This is a genomic window from Bartonella raoultii (genome assembly GCF_019659805.1).
Classification (GTDB): domain Bacteria; phylum Pseudomonadota; class Alphaproteobacteria; order Rhizobiales; family Rhizobiaceae; genus Bartonella; species Bartonella raoultii.
In genome coordinates this window covers 94,877-115,690 of record NZ_JAIFRO010000004.1, presented here as the reverse complement: position 1 = coordinate 115,690, position 20,814 = coordinate 94,877, and the positions used below count along the sequence as shown (strand labels likewise).

The 20,814-nt window shown below is 35.4% G+C and carries 25 protein-coding genes and 1 pseudogene; 3 read left to right on the top strand and 23 right to left on the bottom strand.

Going from position 1 to position 20,814, the window contains the following annotated elements:
• Positions 1-164: 164 nt before the first annotated feature.
• The 22 genes and pseudogenes from K3248_RS04830 to K3248_RS04730 all read right to left on the bottom strand — a co-directional run bounded on the left by K3248_RS04830 (position 165) and on the right by K3248_RS04730 (position 14,039).
• Positions 165-926, bottom strand: a complete 762-nt coding sequence (locus K3248_RS04830) for a type IV secretion system protein (protein WP_246588289.1) — start codon at positions 924-926, stop codon at positions 165-167.
• A 99-nt stretch (positions 927-1,025) separates the two neighbouring features.
• Positions 1,026-1,100, bottom strand: a pseudogene (locus K3248_RS08745) (TrwG protein); the annotation flags it as partial.
• The gene (locus K3248_RS04825) at positions 1,097-1,240 is read right to left on the bottom strand and encodes a TrwH protein (RefSeq protein ID WP_220717268.1); all 144 of its coding nucleotides are present in this window, start codon (positions 1,238-1,240) and stop codon (positions 1,097-1,099) included. The gene K3248_RS04825 and the pseudogene K3248_RS08745, both read right to left, overlap by 4 nt.
• A 222-nt stretch (positions 1,241-1,462) precedes the next feature.
• Positions 1,463-2,314 (bottom strand): TrbL/VirB6 family protein, encoded by an 852-nt coding sequence (locus K3248_RS04820; RefSeq protein WP_220717267.1) that lies wholly within the window; start codon positions 2,312-2,314, stop codon positions 1,463-1,465.
• A 215-nt stretch (positions 2,315-2,529) separates the two neighbouring features.
• Entirely contained in the window at positions 2,530-3,375 is an 846-nt protein-coding gene (locus K3248_RS08740; protein WP_308765658.1) for a type IV secretion system protein, read from the bottom strand.
• A gap of 276 nt (positions 3,376-3,651) precedes the next feature.
• On the bottom strand, positions 3,652-4,503 hold the full coding sequence (locus K3248_RS04810) for a TrbL/VirB6 family protein (protein ID WP_220717267.1): 852 nt from the start codon (positions 4,501-4,503) through the stop codon (positions 3,652-3,654).
• A gap of 236 nt (positions 4,504-4,739) precedes the next feature.
• Complete coding sequence (locus tag K3248_RS04805; RefSeq protein WP_220717266.1) at positions 4,740-5,543, bottom strand: TrbJ/VirB5 family protein; 804 nt, start codon at positions 5,541-5,543, stop codon at positions 4,740-4,742.
• Entirely contained in the window at positions 5,540-8,011 is a 2,472-nt protein-coding gene (locus K3248_RS04800) for a VirB4 family type IV secretion/conjugal transfer ATPase (protein WP_220717265.1), read from the bottom strand. Before K3248_RS04800 ends, K3248_RS04805 begins: the two co-directional genes overlap by 4 nt.
• A 2-nt stretch (positions 8,012-8,013) precedes the next feature.
• On the bottom strand, positions 8,014-8,328 hold the full coding sequence (locus tag K3248_RS04795; protein WP_220717264.1) for a VirB3 family type IV secretion system protein: 315 nt from the start codon (positions 8,326-8,328) through the stop codon (positions 8,014-8,016).
• Positions 8,329-8,340: 12 nt separating this feature from the next.
• The gene (locus K3248_RS04790; RefSeq protein WP_220717263.1) at positions 8,341-8,670 is read right to left on the bottom strand and encodes a TrbC/VirB2 family protein; all 330 of its coding nucleotides are present in this window, start codon (positions 8,668-8,670) and stop codon (positions 8,341-8,343) included.
• 144 nt (positions 8,671-8,814) lie between these two features.
• A complete protein-coding gene (trwL, locus tag K3248_RS04785; protein ID WP_220717262.1) occupies positions 8,815-9,126 on the bottom strand; it encodes a VirB2 family type IV secretion system major pilin TrwL in 312 nt (103 codons plus the stop codon).
• Positions 9,127-9,249: 123 nt separating this feature from the next.
• A complete protein-coding gene (trwL, locus tag K3248_RS04780) occupies positions 9,250-9,576 on the bottom strand; it encodes a VirB2 family type IV secretion system major pilin TrwL (protein ID WP_220717261.1) in 327 nt (108 codons plus the stop codon).
• 56 nt (positions 9,577-9,632) lie between these two features.
• Positions 9,633-9,950: a VirB2 family type IV secretion system major pilin TrwL gene (gene trwL / locus K3248_RS04775; protein WP_220717260.1), complete on the bottom strand. Its 318-nt coding sequence runs from the start codon at positions 9,948-9,950 to the stop codon at positions 9,633-9,635.
• Positions 9,951-9,997: 47 nt separating this feature from the next.
• Entirely contained in the window at positions 9,998-10,312 is a 315-nt protein-coding gene (gene trwL, locus K3248_RS04770) for a VirB2 family type IV secretion system major pilin TrwL (protein WP_220717259.1), read from the bottom strand.
• A gap of 140 nt (positions 10,313-10,452) precedes the next feature.
• Positions 10,453-10,770: a VirB2 family type IV secretion system major pilin TrwL gene (gene trwL / locus K3248_RS04765; RefSeq protein WP_220717258.1), complete on the bottom strand. Its 318-nt coding sequence runs from the start codon at positions 10,768-10,770 to the stop codon at positions 10,453-10,455.
• A gap of 140 nt (positions 10,771-10,910) precedes the next feature.
• Positions 10,911-11,231: a VirB2 family type IV secretion system major pilin TrwL gene (gene trwL / locus K3248_RS04760; RefSeq protein ID WP_220717257.1), complete on the bottom strand. Its 321-nt coding sequence runs from the start codon at positions 11,229-11,231 to the stop codon at positions 10,911-10,913.
• 50 nt (positions 11,232-11,281) lie between these two features.
• Positions 11,282-11,599: a VirB2 family type IV secretion system major pilin TrwL gene (gene trwL / locus K3248_RS04755; protein ID WP_220717256.1), complete on the bottom strand. Its 318-nt coding sequence runs from the start codon at positions 11,597-11,599 to the stop codon at positions 11,282-11,284.
• Positions 11,600-11,749: 150 nt separating this feature from the next.
• Entirely contained in the window at positions 11,750-12,070 is a 321-nt protein-coding gene (trwL, locus tag K3248_RS04750; protein ID WP_220717255.1) for a VirB2 family type IV secretion system major pilin TrwL, read from the bottom strand.
• A gap of 155 nt (positions 12,071-12,225) precedes the next feature.
• A complete protein-coding gene (trwL, locus tag K3248_RS04745; RefSeq protein WP_220717254.1) occupies positions 12,226-12,549 on the bottom strand; it encodes a VirB2 family type IV secretion system major pilin TrwL in 324 nt (107 codons plus the stop codon).
• Positions 12,550-12,675: 126 nt separating this feature from the next.
• A complete protein-coding gene (trwL, locus tag K3248_RS04740) occupies positions 12,676-12,993 on the bottom strand; it encodes a VirB2 family type IV secretion system major pilin TrwL (protein ID WP_220717253.1) in 318 nt (105 codons plus the stop codon).
• Positions 12,956-13,255: a KorA family transcriptional regulator gene (korA, locus tag K3248_RS04735; RefSeq protein ID WP_220717252.1), complete on the bottom strand. Its 300-nt coding sequence runs from the start codon at positions 13,253-13,255 to the stop codon at positions 12,956-12,958. The genes trwL (K3248_RS04740) and korA overlap by 38 nt, the downstream gene beginning before the upstream one ends.
• A 127-nt stretch (positions 13,256-13,382) precedes the next feature.
• Positions 13,383-14,039 carry a lysozyme family protein gene (locus tag K3248_RS04730; RefSeq protein WP_220717251.1) on the bottom strand — a complete coding sequence of 219 codons (657 nt, stop codon included), beginning with the start codon at positions 14,037-14,039 and terminating at the stop codon, positions 13,383-13,385.
• 744 nt (positions 14,040-14,783) lie between these two features.
• Here K3248_RS04730 and K3248_RS04725 point away from each other — a divergent pair.
• On the top strand, positions 14,784-15,071 hold the full coding sequence (locus K3248_RS04725) for an H-NS histone family protein (protein WP_220717250.1): 288 nt from the start codon (positions 14,784-14,786) through the stop codon (positions 15,069-15,071).
• Between the two features lie 542 nt (positions 15,072-15,613).
• On the opposite strand, the gene K3248_RS04720 is transcribed toward K3248_RS04725, so the two are convergent.
• Positions 15,614-16,891: a ubiquinone biosynthesis hydroxylase gene (locus K3248_RS04720; RefSeq protein ID WP_220717249.1), complete on the bottom strand. Its 1,278-nt coding sequence runs from the start codon at positions 16,889-16,891 to the stop codon at positions 15,614-15,616.
• Between the two features lie 174 nt (positions 16,892-17,065).
• Between K3248_RS04720 and K3248_RS04715 the strand changes: the two genes are divergently transcribed.
• Complete coding sequence (locus K3248_RS04715) at positions 17,066-19,501, top strand: DNA translocase FtsK (RefSeq protein ID WP_220717248.1); 2,436 nt, start codon at positions 17,066-17,068, stop codon at positions 19,499-19,501.
• Positions 19,502-20,203: 702 nt separating this feature from the next.
• Positions 20,204-20,812, top strand: coding sequence for a LolA family protein (locus tag K3248_RS04710; RefSeq protein WP_220717247.1), 609 nt, complete (start codon positions 20,204-20,206; stop codon positions 20,810-20,812).
• Positions 20,813-20,814: the final 2 nt, after the last annotated feature.

The window sequence follows — 20,814 nt, the reverse complement described above, 5'->3', positions numbered from 1 at the left end:
TCCTATGCGTTATTTGCATTTATGCGTTGTCTTCCAAACATTTTGCTGATGTGCTGAAATTTTTAGTTGGGGCATGTTTTGCTTTTTGTCTGCAGTGTTTCACAAGTAGGGTGGAGGGATTAATTTGTTAGCACACACGCAAAGAGGAATGACAATCGTATTACTTAAAATTTCTTTGTAATAGATTGTAGACTGGGCATATGCGTATTGGTATGGCTGAATACTGTTGCATATAATTGCTGTTTACGCTGATTGATAAGTGCTTTTTGACTTTTATAGGAATGTGTAGTTGCTTGGAATTTTATTGTTTCATTTTGGATTGCAGTGAATAGAAAATCTATGCTTGCTTGTACTTCAGCAAGACTTTTCAAATCATTTGTGTCTTTGATTTTTTCTACCAATTTTTTGAGTGCTTCAAAACGATTATGCGCCATACTAAAAACATCTCTATTTATGTGTTCTCCAAAAGCGATTGTATTTTGGAGCTTTTGCACGACTTCTCCTCGGTCATTTTTGTAACTAGTACCTAATTCTATTGGATCAGTTATTTGATGTCTGCTCAAAGCTGTTGTTATAGGTCTTGTTCTACGAGAAGGAACATTATATGGATTATCAAGCAAGACATAATTTTCTATATTTGCGGGTGGTGCGAAAATTTCTCGTATATATCCTTCTGATAGATCAACTGTATTTTTTGCTTCAGCCTCTTTTATACGATTTCCCGTTATGGATGTATGTATAGCGTTTAGTTTCTCAAGCCGTTGTTGCGTTTCTTGAAATTGTTGTGTTAATATTTCTAGCTGTGCTTTTATTGCCGAATTTTGACTATCCTTTAAAATTCCAAGCCCTTGAATATATTTGCTGATATTTTCTGCTATCTGTTTTTGTGAAGTTTGTGATGATTGTGAAATTGCGAGTTTTGGCATTTCTAAAAGCGCAACGGCGCTTATTATCATAAGCAGCTTTAATATTTTGTTTGTCCACTTTACAGAAAGATTGACATTTCCACTGCCAATGCGTTTCCATTCTAAACCTCTGCTTTCTTCATAATAACTATTGAGTTTTTCTGCTTTGACTGGTTTAGCTTGTTTTTTTCTCATACTGCTTCTCGTTGAATTTCGATAGGGACTGTTTTGTTAATGGGTACGCGATTCCAATTGTTTGGTTGTTTTGGCTTTGGAGCCAATGCACAAGCCGATAAAAGACCGGCAATCAAAACGATAGAAATGATTGGTTTCATTTTTAAAATCCATCTTTTATGACTGTAAAATACAGCCTAGCACTTTTTTGTCACTATTTCAATTTTGATTATAAATTAAATTGTATAGTTTGCGATAGTTTTTATTTTCTTAATTTTACTTTTTGTGATGAAAATATTCACTTGGCGCCTAGATATTTTTTATTGGAGAGCTTTGCTTATTGGTTTCTTGTTTTTATGAAGAAATATTATTGTTTGGATCCTCTAGTTTTTATAAGAACCTCTCCACAGATGCCCAAGCGTTATGCCTTTTGCTAAAGAATGGGCCATGCCTGAGAGTTTGAACAGCAGTATTGTGAAAATAATAGACAAGATAATTGCCCCGCCAAGCGTGTAACCCATATTGTAGGAGTAATCAATTTGCATACTTTGCGTATAAAGTAAGAAGATACGCATCATGAGATTAAATAAAGTGGAGAGGAATACGATAAGAATTGTATAGCTCAAGATTTGTACGATCCATTGGTCAAAGAAGCGACGTGTTGCTTGCCAGAGTAGTGCAAGAATGAAGAATGGTCCAAGTCCGGCGAGAAGTGAGATTATAACTTTTGCTAACAGAATGAATGCACTGCCAATTGCTAGGAAGCTGCATGTTGCGAGCAACATGAGGATACCAAAGAGAGCAAAGAGAAAACCGTCGGAATTAAAATAGACAGCTTCTTCGAAATTTTGGTTAGCATAGCTGAAACCGTTTTTGGCGGCTTGATCAAGCAAATCACTTAATTTTGTGTTATCGGCAGGGTCTTTTATAAGTGCTTGGAATAACTCAGAAGGGGTCTTGATTATAATGTCTGTGATTTCCTGTTGATAAAGGCCAGAGGTTATTGCGATGGAAATGACAATACTCATTCTTAGACATCGGCTTAAGAATTCAGAGACAGGCATTTCTATTGTACCGCGCATGACGAGTATAGCATAGACGATAAAAGCGATTGTAAGCCCGGTAGAGATGAAGGGTGTTGCTACAGTAATCACTGTTTTTGAAATATCGGTGATATATGTTTGTGTTGCCGTTTCAATGATATTGAAAAGCTCTGTAAACAATTGGAAAGCCATGATATTCCTCTTTCACGTATTTTTTTCATCATTTTTAGGCATTTCTACATGTCCTATGCGTTATTTGCATTTATGCGTTGTCTTCCAAACATTTTGCTGATGTGCTGAAATTTTTAGTTGGGGCATGTTTTGCTTTTTGTCTGCAGTGTTTCACAAGTAGGGTGGAGGGATTAATTTGTTAGCACACACGCAAAGAGGAATGACAATCGTATTACTTAAAATTTCTTTGTAATAGATTGTAGACTGGGCATATGCGTATTGGTATGGCTGAATACTGTTGCATATAATTGCTGTTTACGCTGATTGATAAGTGCTTTTTGACTTTTATAGGAATGTGTAGTTGCTTGGAATTTTATTGTTTCATTTTGGATTGCAGTGAATAGAAAATCTATGCTTGCTTGTACTTCAGCAAGACTTTTTAAATCATTTGTGTCTTTGATTTTTTCTACCAATTTTTTGAGTGCTTCAAAACGATTATGCGCCATAGCAAAAGATTTTCTGCTTATATCTTCTCCAAAAGCGATTGTATTTTGGAGCTCTTGAGAAATTTGTTTTTGATCCTTCTTGTAGCTCGTCATTTTATAGTTCATTATTTGATTCATTAAATAATCATCTGGAAAAGTCTTTTTAATCTTGTTGTTTTGAGCATGAGCACTTTTTTTTCTTTTAATATTTTTTTTTTGCTGTTTTAATTTAGACTTATTTATAAATTGATGTATTTTTTTTATAGGTTTAAGCTGCTTTTTATTTGTTGTATATTGTTGTTTTATAAGCCCAGTATTTTGATCTATTAAAAATTTGGGCTTCTTTATTTTATTAAGAGAACTTATATTTGATAACGATTTAAGATTTGGTTTCTTAGTTGATTGCGTTTTCAGTGATGTATGTGATGTACTAGAGCCTGTTTTTGAAATTGCAGATGTTGGTATTCCAAGAAATACACTGATTACTGCTATTATAAACAGTTTTTTCACATGTTGTTCCTGTTGAATTTCGATAGGGACTGTTTTGTTAATGGGTACGCGATTCCAATTGTTTGGTTGTTTTGGCTTTGGAGCCAATGCACAAATCTATAAAAGACCGGCAATCAAAACGATAGAAATGATTGGTTTCATTTTTAAAATCCATCTTTTATGACTGTAAAATACAGCCTAGCACTTTTTTGTCACTATTTCAATTTTGATTATAAATTAAATTGTATAGTTTGCGATAGTTTTTATTTTCTTAATTTTACTTTTTGTGATGAAAATATTCACTTGGCGCCTAGATATTTTTTATTGGAGAGCTTTGCTTATTGGTTTCTTGTTTTTATGAAGAAATATTATTGTTTGGATCCTCTAGTTTTTATAAGAACCTCTCCACAGATGCCCAAGCGTTATGCCTTTTGCTAAAGAATGGGCCATGCCTGAGAGTTTGAACAGCAGTATTGTGAAAATAATAGACAAGATAATTGCCCCGCCAAGCGTGTAACCCATATTGTAGGAGTAATCAATTTGCATACTTTGCGTATAAAGTAAGAAGATACGCATCATGAGATTAAATAAAGTGGAGAGGAATACGATAAGAATTGTATAGCTCAAGATTTGTACGATCCATTGGTCAAAGAAGCGACGTGTTGCTTGCCAGAGTAGTGCAAGAATGAAGAATGGTCCAAGTCCGGCGAGAAGTGAGATTATAACTTTTGCTAACAGAATGAATGCACTGCCAATTGCTAGGAAGCTGCATGTTGCGAGCAACATGAGGATACCAAAGAGAGCAAAGAGAAAACCGTCGGAATTAAAATAGACAGCTTCTTCGAAATTTTGGTTAGCATAGCTGAAACCGTTTTTGGCGGCTTGATCAAGCAAATCACTTAATTTTGTGTTATCGGCAGGGTCTTTTATAAGTGCTTGGAATAACTCAGAAGGGGTCTTGATTATAATGTCTGTGATTTCCTGTTGATAAAGGCCAGAGGTTATTGCGATGGAAATGACAATACTCATTCTTAGACATCGGCTTAAGAATTCAGAGACAGGCATTTCTATTGTACCGCGCATGACGAGTATAGCATAGACGATAAAAGCGATTGTAAGCCCGGTAGAGATGAAGGGTGTTGCTACAGTAATCACTGTTTTTGAAATATCGGTGATATATGTTTGTGTTGCCGTTTCAATGATATTGAAAAGCTCTGTAAACAATTGGAAAGCCATGATATTCCTCTTTCACGTATTTTTTTCATCATTTTTAGGCATTTCTACATGTCCTATGCGTTATTTGCATTTATGCGTTGTCTTCCAAACATTTTGCTGATGTGCTGAAATTTTTAGTTGGGGCATGTTTTGTGTGCCTTTATCACATTCTTATAAAAACTTTGCATTAAGACGCGTTGATTTTTATTTTGGTGGGTAGACAAGGAGGAATGACATAGTCAATATTATTTAGAATCTCATCGTATGGATTTTATGCGAGGCATACCTTTATTTGTACTGCTAAAAATTTTTATATTGTGTTTATGTCTTTGATGATTAATAAGTGTGTACTCAGCGTTACGCAGATGTGCAACCATTTTAAACTTTGCATTTTCATTTTGAATCATAGCTAACATGCTGTTTACATATGTTTGTAATTCAGCAATACTTTTTAAATCTTCTGTTTTTTCAATCTTTTTTAATAAATCTGAAATGTGTTGAAAACGCTTTTCTGTTTCTTCAAAAGTTTGCAAACTGATAGCTTTATCAATGGCTGCTCCATATTGAAAGCGTTGAGCGATAGATCTACGCACAAAACCCGCAGAGTTGGAAAGTTCTTCTTCATTCAGAATTTTTGCGACAGATAAAGATATGTCTGAACGATCATTTTCATAGTTTTTATGCTTATTGCGTTTATAAATCGTTTCTGGAGTTTTAAGAAAAAAACTACCATAATCTGTTTGGGTCATGTCAATTTTTTTATTTCCCGTTATAGAATTAGATGTTTTTTTAGCTTCTTCCAGCTGTTCTTTTTGTATATCCAGTTGTTGACTCAATAATAGTAATACATAATATTCAAGCGGATGTTTCTTTGGTGGAGGAAGCTTTTGTGTTGGTTTTGATGCTGGCGCTTTTGGCGGTGAGGAGGGTTTGGCAGGAAAAGATGGAAAGACGCGACTTAAATCTGCCGCACCTGCTCCTAAGAACCAATTAAAAGCCATTGCTGAGCTTGGAGATCCTAAAATGATCGCCATCGCTATCGAGATAATTTGTTTTTTCATGTCACCCTCCTGTCATTTTTGACATGTTGTAAAAAAATTGGTAGCCATATTGATGGATCATCGCCTACCTCAGCGATAATGCTTTCGACCAACTCTGCGTTGTCTGGAGTGCCCGATAGCACTAAAAGTTCATCATTGAAATCACAGTCAAAAGTGTTTCCATCAATTGTTACATGAAATTTGTCGAGGCTGAGTTCTGCAAGCGCCGATTGATCACCTTGCTTGATGAGAAATTGGCGGCTAAATTCACCAATTCCTTTGACCAATTCAAATTCAGAATCTGTTAGTTTAAAACCATTTGTATAGTCTTCATAATTTGCTTTGGGATTAGCTAGAAAAATATAGGTTGCACATTGTTGAATAAGCGTTTTGGCAATATTGCTGTCTAGGGCATCACTAGGCTCTTGTGTTGCAAAAACAAAAATACCATTTTGTTTACGAATAGTTTTTTGTTTATTTTTGGCTAAATCTTCAAAATATGGGTCCTGTAAGGGCTTCCAGAACTCATCAAAAATATACATAAATCGTTGTCCAGTAATCATTCCTTCTGTGCGATAAAGCAAATACATCATCACCGGAGTACGTGTCTCTGGATTATCTAAAAATTCAGTAATATCAAAGCCATAAATTTGATGGGTTGAAAGATCAAGTGCATCAGTAGGGTTATCAAATAACCATCCGTAATGTCCCCCTTCACACCATTTTATCAACCTTGCATGAACAGAGGGATGAGCATTATGGCCACTCGTATGTGGATTTGGTAAGAATTGCACAAGAAAAGATAAACGACGCAGTGATCGATCAATGTTACTACTCATAATCGACGTAACTGCTTGATCAATTTCCTCTTCATCATGATGAGTGACTTCTCCACCCGTTTCTGCCAATTTTTTCACAAATTGTTTCAGAAAGATGAGATTTTCTTGTGTAGGTGGAAGTTGAAATGGGTTAAAGCCGCTAAGTTTTCCTGGTTTGAATGCGAGATACTTACCTCCCATTGCCCGAATGGCGATTTCCATACCGCGGTCTTTATCAAAAACAACTGTTGTCGGTTTAAATTTTTGCGCTTGTGCTAGCAAAAATCCGAGCAATACAGTTTTACCGGAACCTGACTGCCCGATAATTGCAGTATTTCCAAGTAATCGTTTATCTGTTGCATCTTCTTCAAGTCTAGAGGCATGAAAATTAAAATAAAGAGGTGTCTTGCTGATTGTTTTGAGAATTGTAACCGCTGGTCCCCATGGATTTCCAGTTGGCTTACCTGACATAAAGTTATGAAAGGAAGAAAATGATAAAAAATTCAGTGATGTAATTGGTGCAGGACGTGGTCGCCATTTCCAATTTCCAGGAAGTTGTGCCCAGTAACCAGCTTCTAGAGCTAAATCCACAGGTTTGGGCAATATTGCAGCATCTAGGAGCGCTGCATTCGCTTTTGCCATATAATCGCGAACCTGTTGAATTGTTTCACCATAGATCGTTAAAGTGCAATGATGTTCCCCCATAACAAAAGTTCCACTTACGAGTTGATTAAGCGCCTCATCAATTTGTTCAATCTGACTGGTTGCTACATCACGCGCGTCAATAAGATTTCGTTGATGTCGCTGCAAATAATCCTTAGCAGCATGTCGTGAGAGTATAGAAAAGCTTTGTGTCAATATGAATTCAAAATCACTTTCCAGAAGAACATTCAGTTGCCCTGGCTTGGTTGTTGCATCATATTCCTTCATTTCTATCATGCCAAATCGGCGTATTCCAGTGGTTGTACGCAATTCACCAATGGCACCCCATGTTGAAAAGAAAGGCCGATTGATAGACATATAGTCTGCGAAGCGATCTTGGCAGATCGGCATGGGCATATATTCACCATTTAAAAGCATTGCTAAAAATTCAAGAGCAGAAGAATAAGCATGACCATTTTTCTCATAAGCACCAAGAAGTTCTGCTCCATAACGCTTTAACGATTGTCCTAATGTGCGATTAATGTCATTAAGGGCTTTAATGCATGTTTCTTGCCGCATCTTTTTTTGATCAAGCGTTTCACGCTCATGCTGAGAAAAAAATGACATAATTTTATCAGCAATCGGTTGATAGATAACGGTAAGATACAGGTCATTAACCATGAGATTATAACCGGTAAAACTTTGCCGATATTTCTCATCAAGTGTATAACAAAACATTTTATCAAAGTTTGAATCAGGATATTCATAAACGCGACGGCGTACAATATGTGTCCATAGTGAGACATTAGCCGATGCAATACCACGCAAAGTATTATTGAGCTCTTTCGTCCACTGAAAAATATCCTCTTCCGAAGCACTTTGATGCGACCGTCCATCAATTTTCCAGACCGATAAATATTCTGCATTTTTGGTAGAGATAATCGTATCTGTAATGTGGTGCGAATAGGGTACAAAAAGACTTACGGGTGTTTCTGATACGAGTCGTTTGCTGCTTTCAACAGCTGTCATGCTTATCTCCTTTTGCTTTTGCAGTAGTTAGAGGGGCTGTAACTTGAAGCCCCCCAAAAGTTTTTATTGCGATTTCGTAACTTGGTATCAATCCACAATCCCCAAATCCGAAATGCTTTATCATCATTTTTAGTAATTTGCACCATAATAAACCATAATGGCGGCGCAATAATCCACAAAAAGATACTTATTGTCATGGAAACAATAGCGACGCCCATAACCATAATAATAAGTGGAATCATGGGTACACCTGCAACCGTTGGAACACGGGTTGCTCCTTTGAATAAAGGAAATGGTTCATGTTTTTGTGGTTTCATGGATTGCTCCGGTTAGCTTATATTGAATAATATGAATAAGATATTGCTAACATAGAATGCTACACCAGCGATGATAGTACTAAACGCCCATCGTACAAATGTTGCTCTTGCGATGAATCTAAATACACAAAGAATTAAGAGAAATAAAAGAATTATAGCAGCAATCATGGGAACAATAATACTTAATCCGTATTGTAGTCCCGTGATCAGATCTATATTTTTATTTGTTGCTTGAGCATATACAGGTTGAGTTGCTAAAAGCATAATTAGAATTAAAAAAATAGTATTTAGTTTATTTTTTTTACTATTAATTATTTTCTGAATAGTATTTAATCGTTTCATATATTTACCCTCATTATAATTGAATTACGATTTTAATTATTTAAATAATATTCTCTTTTTGTTGTATAAGCACAGATCACTATTGGTATAGCTGTAGCAATTATCATCCTCACTTTCTCAAAAAATTAATTTTACAATTAGCCATTAGTTAGTACCAAACAGCATAGTAGCAATTTGTGTTGCTGAACCAGCGACGGCAACACCAATTGCCCATCGTACAAATGTATCTTTTTCGATATAGCGTCCTGCATAACCAATTGCTAAACACAAAAGAAGAACGGCGGCAAAAATAGGAATAATTGTTTTTAATTGATCCCTAAAACCTTCTAACATTGTCTTCATGTTGGTTAAATTTTGTGCATATGCAGAATTAGACACAAAGAACATAGTTGTAGCAGCAGAAATCGCGACAATTTTATGATTCATTTTTGATTGTAAAGTATTTAATTTATTCATATGATTTATCCGTATTGAATTTTAATTTGTTATGTATAATGGTTTATTTATAATATATCAACTATCTTTATAAATATTATTAAAACAATATATTTTATGGATAAAAAGACTTTATCATTTATTTTACTGTGTAAACAACATATTAGCAATTTGTGTTGCTGAACCAGCGACGGCAACACCAATTGCCCATCGTACAAATGTATCTTTTTCAATATAACGTCCTGCATAAGCAATTGCTAAACACAAAAGAAGGACACCAGCAAAGATAGGAATGATTGCTTGTAAATCCTTTTGAAAGAGCCCCAAAACTTTCTTTATTCCACCCAAATTTCCGCCTACGCCTGATACTTGTGCATATGCAGGACGCTCCATAAGAAATACAGTTGTAATTGCAACAATAGTGGTAATCTTATTGTTCATTTTTGATTGAAAAACACTCAGTTGTTTCATATAATTTATCCGCATTGATATTAAAGTTATTGTATATAGCTCTTTATTTTATTATTTTACTGTGTAAACAACATATTAGCAATTTGTGTTGCTGAACCAGCAACGGCAACACCGATTGCCCATCGTACAAATGTATCTTTTTCAATATAACGACCTGCATAAGCAATTGCTAAACACAAAAGAAGGACACCAGCAAAGATAGGTATGATTATTTTTAAATCGTTTCGAAATGCTTCTAAAACTTTCTTTATTCCCGCCAAAGCTGTGCTTGCTTGCGCATATGTAGGATGTGTTATAAGAAACACAGTTGTAATTGCAGAAATAGTGGTAATTTTATGGTTCATTTTTGATTGTAAAGTACCAAATTGTTTCATATAATTTATCCGCATTGATATTAAAGTATTGTATATAGCTCTTTATTTTACTGTTTAAACAACATATTAGCAATTTGAGCTGCTGAACCAGCGACGGCAACACCAATAGCCCATCGTACAAATGTATCTTTTTCAATATAACGTCCTGCATAAGCAATTGCTAAACATAGAAGAAGGACGGCAGCAAAAATAGGAATGATCGTTTTTAAATCAGTCTGGAAACTTTCCAAAACTGTTTTTATCCCGTTTAAACCCGTAGCTGCTTTTGCATATGCAGGATGTGCCATGTAATACACGGCTGCAGCCGCAAAAATTGTGGAGATTTTATTGTTTGATTTTGATCGTAATATATTTTCTTTCATGTTATTCACTTTTTTGAGATTAAAATTATCTTATATAGTTTTTTACTTTAAAGCAGAGAAAATGTTTTGATTGCTTATGAAAATGATCAAACTAAGGGTTTCTTTTAAAAAGCAATGTTTTGTATTTAATGATTTTAAGCCTATGGCTGTGTAAACAACATACTAGCAATTTGTGTTGCTGAACCAGCGACGGCAACACCAATAGCCCATCGTACAAATGTATCTTTTTCAATATAACGTCCTGCATAAGCAATTGCTAAACATAGAAGAAGGACGGCAGCAAAAATAGGAATGATCGTTTTTAAATCAGTCTGGAAACTTTCCAAAACTGTTTTTATCCCGTTTAAACCCGTAGCTGCTTTTGCATATGCAGGATGTGCCATGTAATACACGGCTGCAGCCGCAAAAATTGTGGAGATTTTATTGTTTGATTTTGATCGTAATATATTTTCTTTCATGTTATTCACTTTTTTGAGATTAAAATTATCTTATATAGTTTTTTACTTTAAAGCAGAGAAAATGTTTTGATTGCTTATGAAAATGATCAAACTAAGGGTTTCTTTTAAAAAGCAATGTTTTGTATTTAATGATTTTAAGCCTATGGCTGTGTAAACAACATATTAGCAATTTGTGTTGCTGAACCAGCGACGGCAACACCAATAGCCCATCGTACAAATGTATCTTTTTCAATATAACGTCCTGCATAACCGATTGCTAAGCATAAAAGGAGAACAGCGGCAAAAATAGGAATAATTGCAGACAATTCTGTTCGAAATTCTTTTAAAACATTTGTTATTCCACCTAAGCCTGTTTGCGCTTGTGCATATGCAGGATGCATTATAAAAAATACAAGCGTACTTGTAGTAATTGTTCTAATTTTATGACTTATTTTTGATTTGAGAATACTAAATCGCTTCATATTATTTATCCTTACGGAGGTGTGAAATTGTAATAAATAGCTTTTTATTTTTATGCTTGCTCAAACAATAATGTGGCAATTTGTGTTGCTGAACCAGCGACGGCAACACCAATAGCCCATCGTACAAAAGTATCTTTTTCTATGTAGCGTCCCGCATAACCAATTGCTAAGCATAAAAGAAGAACTGCAGCAAAAACAGGAATGATTGTTTTCAACTGTTTTTGAAGTTCCCCTAAAACGTTTTTTATTCCACCTAATTTTTCAACAGCAGCATATGCAGGATGTGTGACAAACGACACTGTTACTGCTGCAGCAATTGTAATGATTTTATCGTTTGTTTGTGATTGGAGGGTACGGAATTGTTTCATATTTTTAATCCTCATTAAGGTTAAAGTTATTGCAAATAACCTCTCATTATATAATAAAATGACTCTTGCCTCATCAATTATACAAATAATAGAATTGAGAATTTTCTTTGCAGAAAAGAATGCTTTATTACTTCTAATTAATTTTCATTATTAGGTCTGTGTAAATAGCAGTGTGGCAATTTGTGTTGCTGAACCAGCGACAGCAACACCAATGGCCCACCGTACAAAAGTATCTTTTTCTATGTAGCGTCCCGCATAACCAATTGCTAAGCATAAAAGAAGAACTGCAGCAAAAACAGGAATGATTGTTTTTAATTGGTCTTGAAATGTTTTTAAAACTGTTCCTATCCCTTTCAAACCATCGCTGTTCGCTGCGTTCGCATATGCAGGATATACTATAAATAATGCTGTTGCAGTAATTCTAATGATTTTATGGTTCATTTGTGATTGGAGAGCACGGAATTGTTTCATATTATTTATTCTCATTGAGGTTAAAATTATTGAAAATATCTACTTATTTTTCAGAAAAGCAAACATCCTGATTAATAATAAAGATAACGAAACTGAATTGTTCTTTATAAAAAGAAACGTTTTGTAATTTATGTATTAATTCGTTTTTATCCTACTTATGCTTGCTCAAATAACATATTGGCAATTTGTGTTGCTGAACCAGCGACAGCAACACCAATAGCCCACCGTACAAATGTATCTTTTTGGATATATCTTCCTGCATAACCAATTGCTAAACATAAAAGAAGAACAGCAGCAAAAATAGGAATAATTGTTCCCAGTTGTTTTTGAAAAGCTTCTAAAACTTTTTTCATCCCAGTCAAACCTGGGCTTGATACTTGTGCATATGCAGGATGCGCCATAAAAAATACAGTTGTAGCTGCAGAAATCGCAGCAATTTTATTATTCATTTTTGATTGAAGAGTACTAAATTTTTTCATGTTATTTATCGCATTGAGATTAAAATTATTGCATATAACTCTTTATTTTATTGCAGAGAAAACACTATAATTATTTATCAAAGTTATAGTAATGATATATTTTTATAGGAATATTCTATTTCTGCTTTAAGCTTGTTTAAACAACATATCGGCAATTGCAGTTGCTGAACCAGCGACGGCAACACCAATAGCCCACCGTACGAATGTATCTTTTTGGATATACCGCCCAGCATAGCCAATTGCTAAACACAAAAGCAGAACAGCAGCAAAAATAGGAATAATTGCAACCAAGCCTTTTTGAAATTCTGTTAAAACTTTTGTTATTCCACCTAACCCTGTTTGCTGTACTGCATATGCAGGATGTGTTATCAAAAATACAGTTGTTGTTGCAGCAATTGTTGTGATTTTACGATGTGCTTTTTGTAGAATGTTTGACTTTCTCATGTTTGTCATCCTGGTTAAGACTAAAATGGCCATCAACAACACCTCTTTCATGTAGAAATTTAAAGAGATATTTCGGATCTGCCCAAGTCCTTAGTTTTCCTCTTTGTGTAAGAAGCGCATACTTCTCCGCCTTGCCGGTTATTGGATCATCAGCAACAAACGTAAAGTACCACTCCCTTTTTGAACGCATCACGATTGTAATTTCACGTGCTGCTTTTTGATTAAACGCTATATCAACGCTGTTTTGTTCTATCATTTTCATTATTTTTGCTCTCAATTAGAATAGATTCATACAATCTTACTAATTAGAGCTTTAATATTTCCTTATCTACCTTATCATCACTGTATCCTATCAAAATTATTCTTTTAATTTATAAATGCAGCAGCCATCATTCTTGCAACTTTTCAAATGGAGAGGAATCTTCAGTCGTAAAAGCATCATGAACACCACTTGTTGTGTTCGCAAATGCATCCACTAACTCTTCTGTTAAGGGAAAAAGAGGCTCTGTTTTAATTGTCTGTTCTGTTCCTTTTGTATTTATTTGTGAAGATTTTGGCCATTCTTCATCTACAAAAGCAGGAACTTGCACTGCAGTATTTAAAGCAACCTCTTTCAGAGAAGTGTTCGTAAAGCTGCTCTTAAAACTTGCTGTATCATAGTAGTTTAGAGCAATTTGCAACGCTACTTGTTTAAATTGATTTTGTGACATTGTTGGCTCAAGACTGTGAGGGAGAATAGCTTGTGCAACTTTGAAGTTTTTATAAGAAACAAAAAAATCAGAAAGCAAAACATCAAACCATTTCAGATTTCCGACATTGATTTGCCCCCACTTTACGTCAAAATTGTGTCCATTTTGCTTAAATTGTTCAATTGTTGTGACGGTTTTTTTAAACTTAGATATTTTAAGTGATAATTGGTGGTTATTATAAATGTTGCCTCTAGAGGTACACCCTAATGTTTCAGGCAAGACAACAGGTGAAAGTATTGTACTCTGTAGAGTTGGTGCACATATGGCAGTAAGCATTACGAAATTAGAAATTGTCATTGCCAATACACCTAAGGATAAAAAAATTATTACTGTTTACGCCAATTTTGCATACACTTTTTAAGTTTTGATGCATTATGTAATTACAAATACATAAAAAGATTCTTTTCAGTTTAGAACTTTTTTTCTTACAATTATGGATTATTTTTTCTTCAAAAACTTTTTGGATATATGCCTTTATGTGATGCATCATGCTAATTTGTACAATACAACCAAGCATATTATACAAAACAAACGTGTAGTTATTTCCTGCTTTAAAGAAAGGGCTCAATAACCATGTTATTTGTTTTCTTTGCAATGATTCTTTCTTATAACTTTTCGTTTTTTCTTCACTTTTCGAGGCGTATAGATTTGAAACAAAAAACTCTTGTATTTGAGAGTATCCCTTATTGTAAGAAGTAATTACATGATCATTATACGGGGAGGGGTTGTTCTTTACCCAGTATTGCCATAGTTTATACAATGGCGATTTATATTCACTTTTGACTGCTGATTTATAGGCGTCAGAGAGGTAACATGATGCTTGCAAACTTTTACGAACCATTTCAGCGATCAAACTGAAAAGGGATACGGTCGTGATTGTTAAAACAAAAATAAACGACTTTTCGTGGTTCAAAGCACATCTCCGTGAAAGTGATATATTCATCGTAATTTTAACTTTGATAATAAATGGACGAAAATCCTCTATAATTGTGTTAAAAATATGGCAAAACATAATTCTTTTTTTGCAAGGGGAGTAATAAGATGAATGATCTCAAACATATGAATCTTGATGAGTTACAAGAAATGCGTGTTCAAATTGACGCGGAATTGAAAAAAAGACAGGCAAAAGAGAAGCAAAATGCGCGTCGAAAAATTCTTGAAATTGCTCATGCGCATGGAATTGATATTGCCGATCTTGTGAGCAAAGAGCGTCATTATAGAAACCCCAATAATCAATGGGAACTATGGAATGGACGCGGGCGTAGACCTAAGTGGATTAAAGAATGGTTAAAGAATGGTTATGCACTTGAAGAACTAGAAGTGACATAATATCTGCACGATATTGGCAAAGTATAAAAAGACGAGAAGATATAAAGTGACAGAGAGTATATTTTTGAAAAAGTGATGTATGAAAATGCTGGTGTGGTTGAAAGAATCAGAGGAATTCATGTATGGATTTATTCAATCACGAGAGGGGGTGTTATTTCTGCATGTTCTTGGGGGATGTATTTTGTGTTGATTTAGAGCTGCAGTTTGATGCTTTTGTGATTCTTTTTTATAAGCCGATAGATCTGAAGCATCAAATGTATCTTTTAAAACTTTTTATATTATAAAGATCTATGTATTTATGGTGTTTGGATTGAGTATGGCGGTATGAGAGAAATATTTTCAAAGATAAAATTTCTTTGTATTGGATATTGGTTTGTATTTAGTTTTTTAGAAAGCTCATCCGGATCTGTTTTGTATATATTTGTCATTCAAATGCGTGAGAAGGCTCTTGGTACGCAATCAATAAAGAATATTTTGAAGGTTAAAAAATAAAGAGAGTCTCTTTTATCTCATATTAGAGATGTTATGGTATTATTTTTTAACTAAAGGGGGAGTCCCTGTAGCAGGCGTGGTGCATTGGGGGTAAGGCCGGACGCTTCTTGAATAAAATATTGTTTCATTTTTGGTGTTTGATTGATAAGTCCAAGACCGGCATCTCGAAGCATTCGTAAAAAGAAATTATCATTAGAAAAGAGATGATTGAGCCAATCATTGCTTAAAGCCATACGTACAACTTCAAAACGTCTCCAGCTTTGGTAACGTTCAAGAGCGGTGAGAGATCCGATATCAAGACCTAATCGTGCTGTTTCAATAATGACTTCGGCAAGGGCAGCGCTATCGCGTAATCCTAAATTGAGGCCTTGTCCTGCTAAGGGATGAATTGTATGGGCGGCATCGCCAATAAGGGCAAAACGAGGTTTAATGCATTCACGGGTTAAAGAAAGGCTCAAAGGAAAAGCTTGACGTTCGCCATTCCAAGAGAGTTTTCCCAATCGATGTCCAATGCGTTTTTCAATTTCTGTTTCAAAAATAAAAGAATCTGCTTTTAGATAATATTGTGCTTGTTTATGGTGTTCATTCCAAACAATTGCGGATCGATTACCTTTGAGAGGGAGAAGAGCAAAGGGACCAGCTGGTAAAAAATGTTGGATTGCTTGGCCATTATGGGGTTTTTCATGTTCAATGGTACAGATAATGGCTGTTTGTTTATAGGGATGAAAAAAGTTTTTAAGACCTGCTTTTTTACGTAATTTTGAATGTGCTCCATCAGCTGCTATAAGTAACTTTGTTTTCCAGATTTCTTCATTGTTTAGAGTGATTATTGTTTGTTGCTCTTCTGTATGGAAATCAACAACACGTACATTTTGTATAATAGAAATGTTAAGATTTTTTGCACGTTTTTTTAAAGCAGCGATGAGTTGTCTTTGTTCTATCATTGCCGCAAAGGGCTCGTTGGGAGTAATTTCTCCTTCAAAGGTTAAAAGAGTAGGTTTGACAGGGTCATCAGTGCATGCATCCGTGATAATCATGGAATGGATAGGCTGGGCATAGGATTTTATAGATTCCCAACATTGTAGCTGTTTCAACATGCGAATAGAAGCAGCAGCAAGGGCAAGTGTCCGTATATTGGAAGGAGGAAGGTCTTCGTTAGAAGCAGCATCAACGATTGTAACTTTTAAATCAGGAGTGGCTTGTTTGAGCGCTATTGCAAGAGTAAGACCAACAGCTGCTCCTCCTGCAATCAAGAGGTCGCATTGTTTGATATTTATATTGGATGTTATACCTTTATTGGGGATAGGATACACAACACTTCTTTCCATTGTTTGCAGTTTGCTCGTTTTTAAATGGTAAAGGATACCTTCTTTTTATAACACTTTTTTATATATTATTATAAGGAAATTGTTATGCCTATGATGGTTAAAACAGTGTTAATATTTTGCGGTCATAATTTTATAACTCTTTAAAGACGAAGGTTTTATCTGTGGAATGGATGGATGCACCAAAATTCTTCTCATTATAATTCAATGAAAACGCAGGGCTTTCAAAGGTCGCGGCTCATCGAAATGTTTTTACGCCAAGTTGGTGTGTTTATTGGGCTTGGACTTTTAGGCTTTATTCTTTTTGGCGTTTTATCTTTGGCAACTTGGAATGTTGCAGATCCGTCATTAACACATGCAAGTACGAATAAGGTTACAAATTTGATGGGATGGCCAGGGGCTATTTTTTCAGATTTTGTTATGCAATTTTTTGGTTTGGCAAGTCTTGGTGTTTTGTTGACACCATTGTTTTGGTCATTTCTTTTGCTAGCACAGAAGGATATTTATCATTTTATTTTTCGCTTTGTGTTGTGGATTATCTCAATTCTTTGCTTTTTAATTTCTTTTGCTTTGCTTTCGTTTATTACTTCTTTTACTTATTGGCCTTTGCCAATAGGCTTGGGAGGGGTTTTGGGGGATAAGGTATTAAATGCAGCCTTATCCATTTTTCCTGTTGTTCTTTCTTCTTTTCAGAATGTACTTTTGAGTGTGTTGTTTATTCTTTTAGGTTTCTTAATAGCAGCCTTTGCAGGTAATGTGATATGGCGCCGTTCATCAAATAAAAGGAAAGAAAAAGATGTTCAGATAGAGGAAAGCGAAGATTTCGTTGTTGATGTTTCAGAAGTAGCAGAACATAGCACTGATGAAACACGACATAGTTTTTGGGCAACGACTGTTGGGGCTATTTTACACCTTTTTTATTTTTTGCAAGCACGTTTTTTTCGTCTTTTTTCTTTCAAAAATACGTCAAAGAGACACAAAAGGGCATTTGATCGTATTGAACCTACTTTCTTTGATGAAAAAGTAAAATATGAAAACGCTCAAAATAAGATGCCCGTTTCCTCTAAAAAGAGCCGTGTTGTTAAGCCTTTAACGGCTTCTTCAAATGGCGGTTTCCTTCTTCCACATTTGGACTATCTTTCCGTTTCTCCGCCAACAATCAGAGATGAAAAACTTTCTCCTGCTGTTTTAAGAGCCAATTCTCAAGAACTTGAGGGTATTTTGTTGGATTTTGGGGTGAAAGGAAAAATGATTGATGTGTGTCCTGGTCCGGTAGTTACTCTATATGAATTTGAACCGGCTGCTGGTATTAAGTCTTCTCGTATTATTGGTTTGGCCGATGATATTGCGCGTTCAATGCGGGCTATTTCAGCACGTGTGGCTGTGGTGCCAGGGCGCAATGTTATTGGAATAGAATTACCCAATGCAAAACGGGAAATGGTCTATTTACGAGAAATTTTGCAAGCGCGGGAATTTATGGAGAGCAAGGCAAAACTAGGGCTTGCTTTGGGTAAAACAATAGGGGGCGAAGCTGTGATTGCGGATTTAGCAAAAATGCCGCATCTTTTGGTTGCAGGGACAACAGGGTCGGGAAAATCTGTTGCTATTAATACGATGATTTTATCCCTTCTTTATCGTATGACGCCTGAACAATGTCGTCTTATTATGGTCGACCCCAAAATGCTCGAACTTTCAGTCTATGATGGTATTCCACATTTATTAACCCCCGTGGTAACAGATCCCAAAAAAGCGGTGGTGGCATTAAAATGGGCTGTTCGTGAAATGGAAGAACGCTATAGCAAGATGTCAAAACTTGGCGTTCGCAATATTGATGGATTTAATGCGCGCCTTAAAGATTCTGAAAATCAGGGAGAGCCAATGGTGCGTACAATTCAAGTTGGATTTAATTCTGAGACCGGTGAGCCCTTATACGAGACAGAAAAGCTTGATTTTAGTCCGATGCCTTATATCGTTGTGATTATTGATGAAATGGCTGATTTGATGATGGTTGCTGGTAAAGATATTGAAGGAGCAGTTCAGCGTTTAGCGCAAATGGCGCGTGCTGCCGGTATCCATGTGATTATGGCAACCCAACGTCCTTCTGTGGATGTGATTACTGGGACGATTAAGGCCAATTTCCCTACACGCATTTCTTTTTCTGTAAGCTCGAAAATCGATAGCCGAACAATTTTGGGGGAGCAGGGTGCTGAGCAATTATTGGGACAGGGAGATATGCTCTTTATGATGGGAGGAGGACGGATTCAGCGTGTTCATGGGCCCTTTGTGGCTGATGATGAAGTAGAGCAAGTTGTAGCACATCTCAAAGCGCAAGCTTTGCCTGATTATTTGGAGACAGTTACCCAAGAAATTGCAGAGGATGAAGCAGATGTTTCTTTCACTTCTCCTGCAAAGGATGATCCTTATAGCCAAGCTGTTGCTGTGGTGCTTCGTGATCGTAAGGCTTCAACCTCTTATATTCAACGCCGTTTAGGCATTGGCTATAATCGTGCGGCTTCACTTATTGAGCGGATGGAAGAAGAAGGCATCATTAGTCCAGCAAATCATGCCGGGAAACGAGAAATTTTGGTTCCTAGCGAAGAAGAAATTTTTTGAAGAAAAAACTTCGAGATTCTTTTACATAAAATTCTTTTAAAAAGACGTTCTCTTTACATTTTCTATTGGTATGAAAAGCAAAAAAGGCAAGCCTTTTTGTAAAAATATTGTTTATTATTGCAAAGTTTCAAGAAAAACGATTTAGCTTTGCCAAGCATATGTTTTTTTATCCTTTATTTTTATTAAGGATTGGCTAGCATTTTGTTACCTTACCAAGAGTACCCAGATAAAAGCGAAAAGTCCGTATTTGGAAAGCAAAAATTATGCAAAGCAGAAGGAAACCTCAAGGTTTGCAAAAATTTAAGTTGAGTGATTCTTTAAAGCTTAAAAAAAAGAGAATGCACAAAAGAGAAAGTTGTTGTGTGATTTCTTTGGTAAAAGGTATCCTCTCTCATTGAGCTGTTGTTGTTAAGCTGTGGCTTGTTGCCTTTGGATTATAAGTCTTTATTTTTTTATCTACAACGCTATCTAAATATGGGCTATAACGCCATGCTGCTTTACATATTAAGCAGATAGGAGAAAGCATCATTGATGGCAAATTATGCAAGAAAATAGAAAGTTTTGTTTCTTGCAAAGAAAAATTCTTTTGAAAAAAATCTTTTGATAGTTTTTTCAGATAATATCTTTATCTTTTAAAGAGAGATATTGAGGCATTATGAGCGTTTTATTACGGGGTAGATACGTATTGCTTGGGAGCATTTTATGAAAATATCTTTTTTATCAGGGGGAAAATTCTTTAGACTTGTTAGAAATATTGTCTTTTGCTTTTTCATTTTTCCTGTTTTTGCGCAAGCTTCTTATCAAGTAGAAGAGGCGCAAAATGTTGCAAATCACTTTGCGGCGATTAAAACCATGACAGGTGATTTTATTCAGTTTAGTCCGAAGGGCAAAATGTCACAGGGAACATTTTATTTAGAGCGTCCAGGAAAAATTCGTTTTATTTATAAAAAAATACCTTTGCAGATTATTTCAGATGGTCAATTTGTTGGAATTAACAATCGCGCTTTGAATACTTGGAATTTTTCAAAACTGTTTCAAACGCCAATGAAATTTCTTTTAAGTGATAAAATTGACATATCATCAGGACGCCTATTGTCTTTTCGTAAAGATCCAGGGGCTGTGACGATCGTTTTGTGTGATAAAACTATAGGGGCAGGGCAAATCAGGATGGTGTTTGATTCTAAAAATTATGCTTTACGACAATGGACAATTGTTGATCAGCAAAATTTGGAAACCACTGTTCAAATCATGAATGTAAGGACAGGGGTGAGATTTGCTGAGGGGATGTTTACACTTCCCTCTAAGAAATAACT

Excerpts from the sequence above, each read along its gene's own strand:
- trwL (WP_220717259.1), bottom strand. The coding sequence starts at position 10,312 with ATGAAAGAAAATATATTACGATCAAAATCAAACAATAAAATCTCCACA.
- K3248_RS04730 (WP_220717251.1), bottom strand. The coding sequence starts at position 14,039 with ATGACAATTTCTAATTTCGTAATGCTTACTGCCATATGTGCACCAACT.
- trwL (WP_220717257.1), bottom strand. The coding sequence starts at position 11,231 with ATGAAGCGATTTAGTATTCTCAAATCAAAAATAAGTCATAAAATTAGA.
- trwL (WP_220717262.1), bottom strand. The coding sequence starts at position 9,126 with ATGAATAAATTAAATACTTTACAATCAAAAATGAATCATAAAATTGTC.
- K3248_RS04805 (WP_220717266.1), bottom strand. The coding sequence starts at position 5,543 with ATGAAAAAACAAATTATCTCGATAGCGATGGCGATCATTTTAGGATCT.
- trwL (WP_220717261.1), bottom strand. The coding sequence starts at position 9,576 with ATGAAACAACTGAGTGTTTTTCAATCAAAAATGAACAATAAGATTACC.
- trwL (WP_220717255.1), bottom strand. The coding sequence starts at position 12,070 with ATGAAACAATTCCGTGCTCTCCAATCACAAATGAACCATAAAATCATT.
- K3248_RS04790 (WP_220717263.1), bottom strand. The coding sequence starts at position 8,670 with ATGAAACGATTAAATACTATTCAGAAAATAATTAATAGTAAAAAAAAT.
- K3248_RS04710 (WP_220717247.1), top strand. The coding sequence starts at position 20,204 with ATGAAAATATCTTTTTTATCAGGGGGAAAATTCTTTAGACTTGTTAGA.
- K3248_RS04795 (WP_220717264.1), bottom strand. The coding sequence starts at position 8,328 with ATGAAACCACAAAAACATGAACCATTTCCTTTATTCAAAGGAGCAACC.
- trwL (WP_220717258.1), bottom strand. The coding sequence starts at position 10,770 with ATGAAAGAAAATATATTACGATCAAAATCAAACAATAAAATCTCCACA.
- trwL (WP_220717253.1), bottom strand. The coding sequence starts at position 12,993 with ATGAGAAAGTCAAACATTCTACAAAAAGCACATCGTAAAATCACAACA.
- trwL (WP_220717254.1), bottom strand. The coding sequence starts at position 12,549 with ATGAAAAAATTTAGTACTCTTCAATCAAAAATGAATAATAAAATTGCT.
- K3248_RS04720 (WP_220717249.1), bottom strand. The coding sequence starts at position 16,891 with ATGGAAAGAAGTGTTGTGTATCCTATCCCCAATAAAGGTATAACATCC.
- K3248_RS04810 (WP_220717267.1), bottom strand. The coding sequence starts at position 4,503 with ATGGCTTTCCAATTGTTTACAGAGCTTTTCAATATCATTGAAACGGCA.
- trwL (WP_220717256.1), bottom strand. The coding sequence starts at position 11,599 with ATGAAACAATTCCGTACCCTCCAATCACAAACAAACGATAAAATCATT.
- K3248_RS04830 (WP_246588289.1), bottom strand. The coding sequence starts at position 926 with ATGCCAAAACTCGCAATTTCACAATCATCACAAACTTCACAAAAACAG.
- K3248_RS04715 (WP_220717248.1), top strand. The coding sequence starts at position 17,066 with ATGCACCAAAATTCTTCTCATTATAATTCAATGAAAACGCAGGGCTTT.
- K3248_RS04800 (WP_220717265.1), bottom strand. The coding sequence starts at position 8,011 with ATGACAGCTGTTGAAAGCAGCAAACGACTCGTATCAGAAACACCCGTA.
- trwL (WP_220717260.1), bottom strand. The coding sequence starts at position 9,950 with ATGAAACAATTTGGTACTTTACAATCAAAAATGAACCATAAAATTACC.
- K3248_RS04725 (WP_220717250.1), top strand. The coding sequence starts at position 14,784 with ATGAATGATCTCAAACATATGAATCTTGATGAGTTACAAGAAATGCGT.
- korA (WP_220717252.1), bottom strand. The coding sequence starts at position 13,255 with ATGAAAATGATAGAACAAAACAGCGTTGATATAGCGTTTAATCAAAAA.
- K3248_RS04820 (WP_220717267.1), bottom strand. The coding sequence starts at position 2,314 with ATGGCTTTCCAATTGTTTACAGAGCTTTTCAATATCATTGAAACGGCA.
- K3248_RS04825 (WP_220717268.1), bottom strand. The coding sequence starts at position 1,240 with ATGAAACCAATCATTTCTATCGTTTTGATTGCCGGTCTTTTATCGGCT.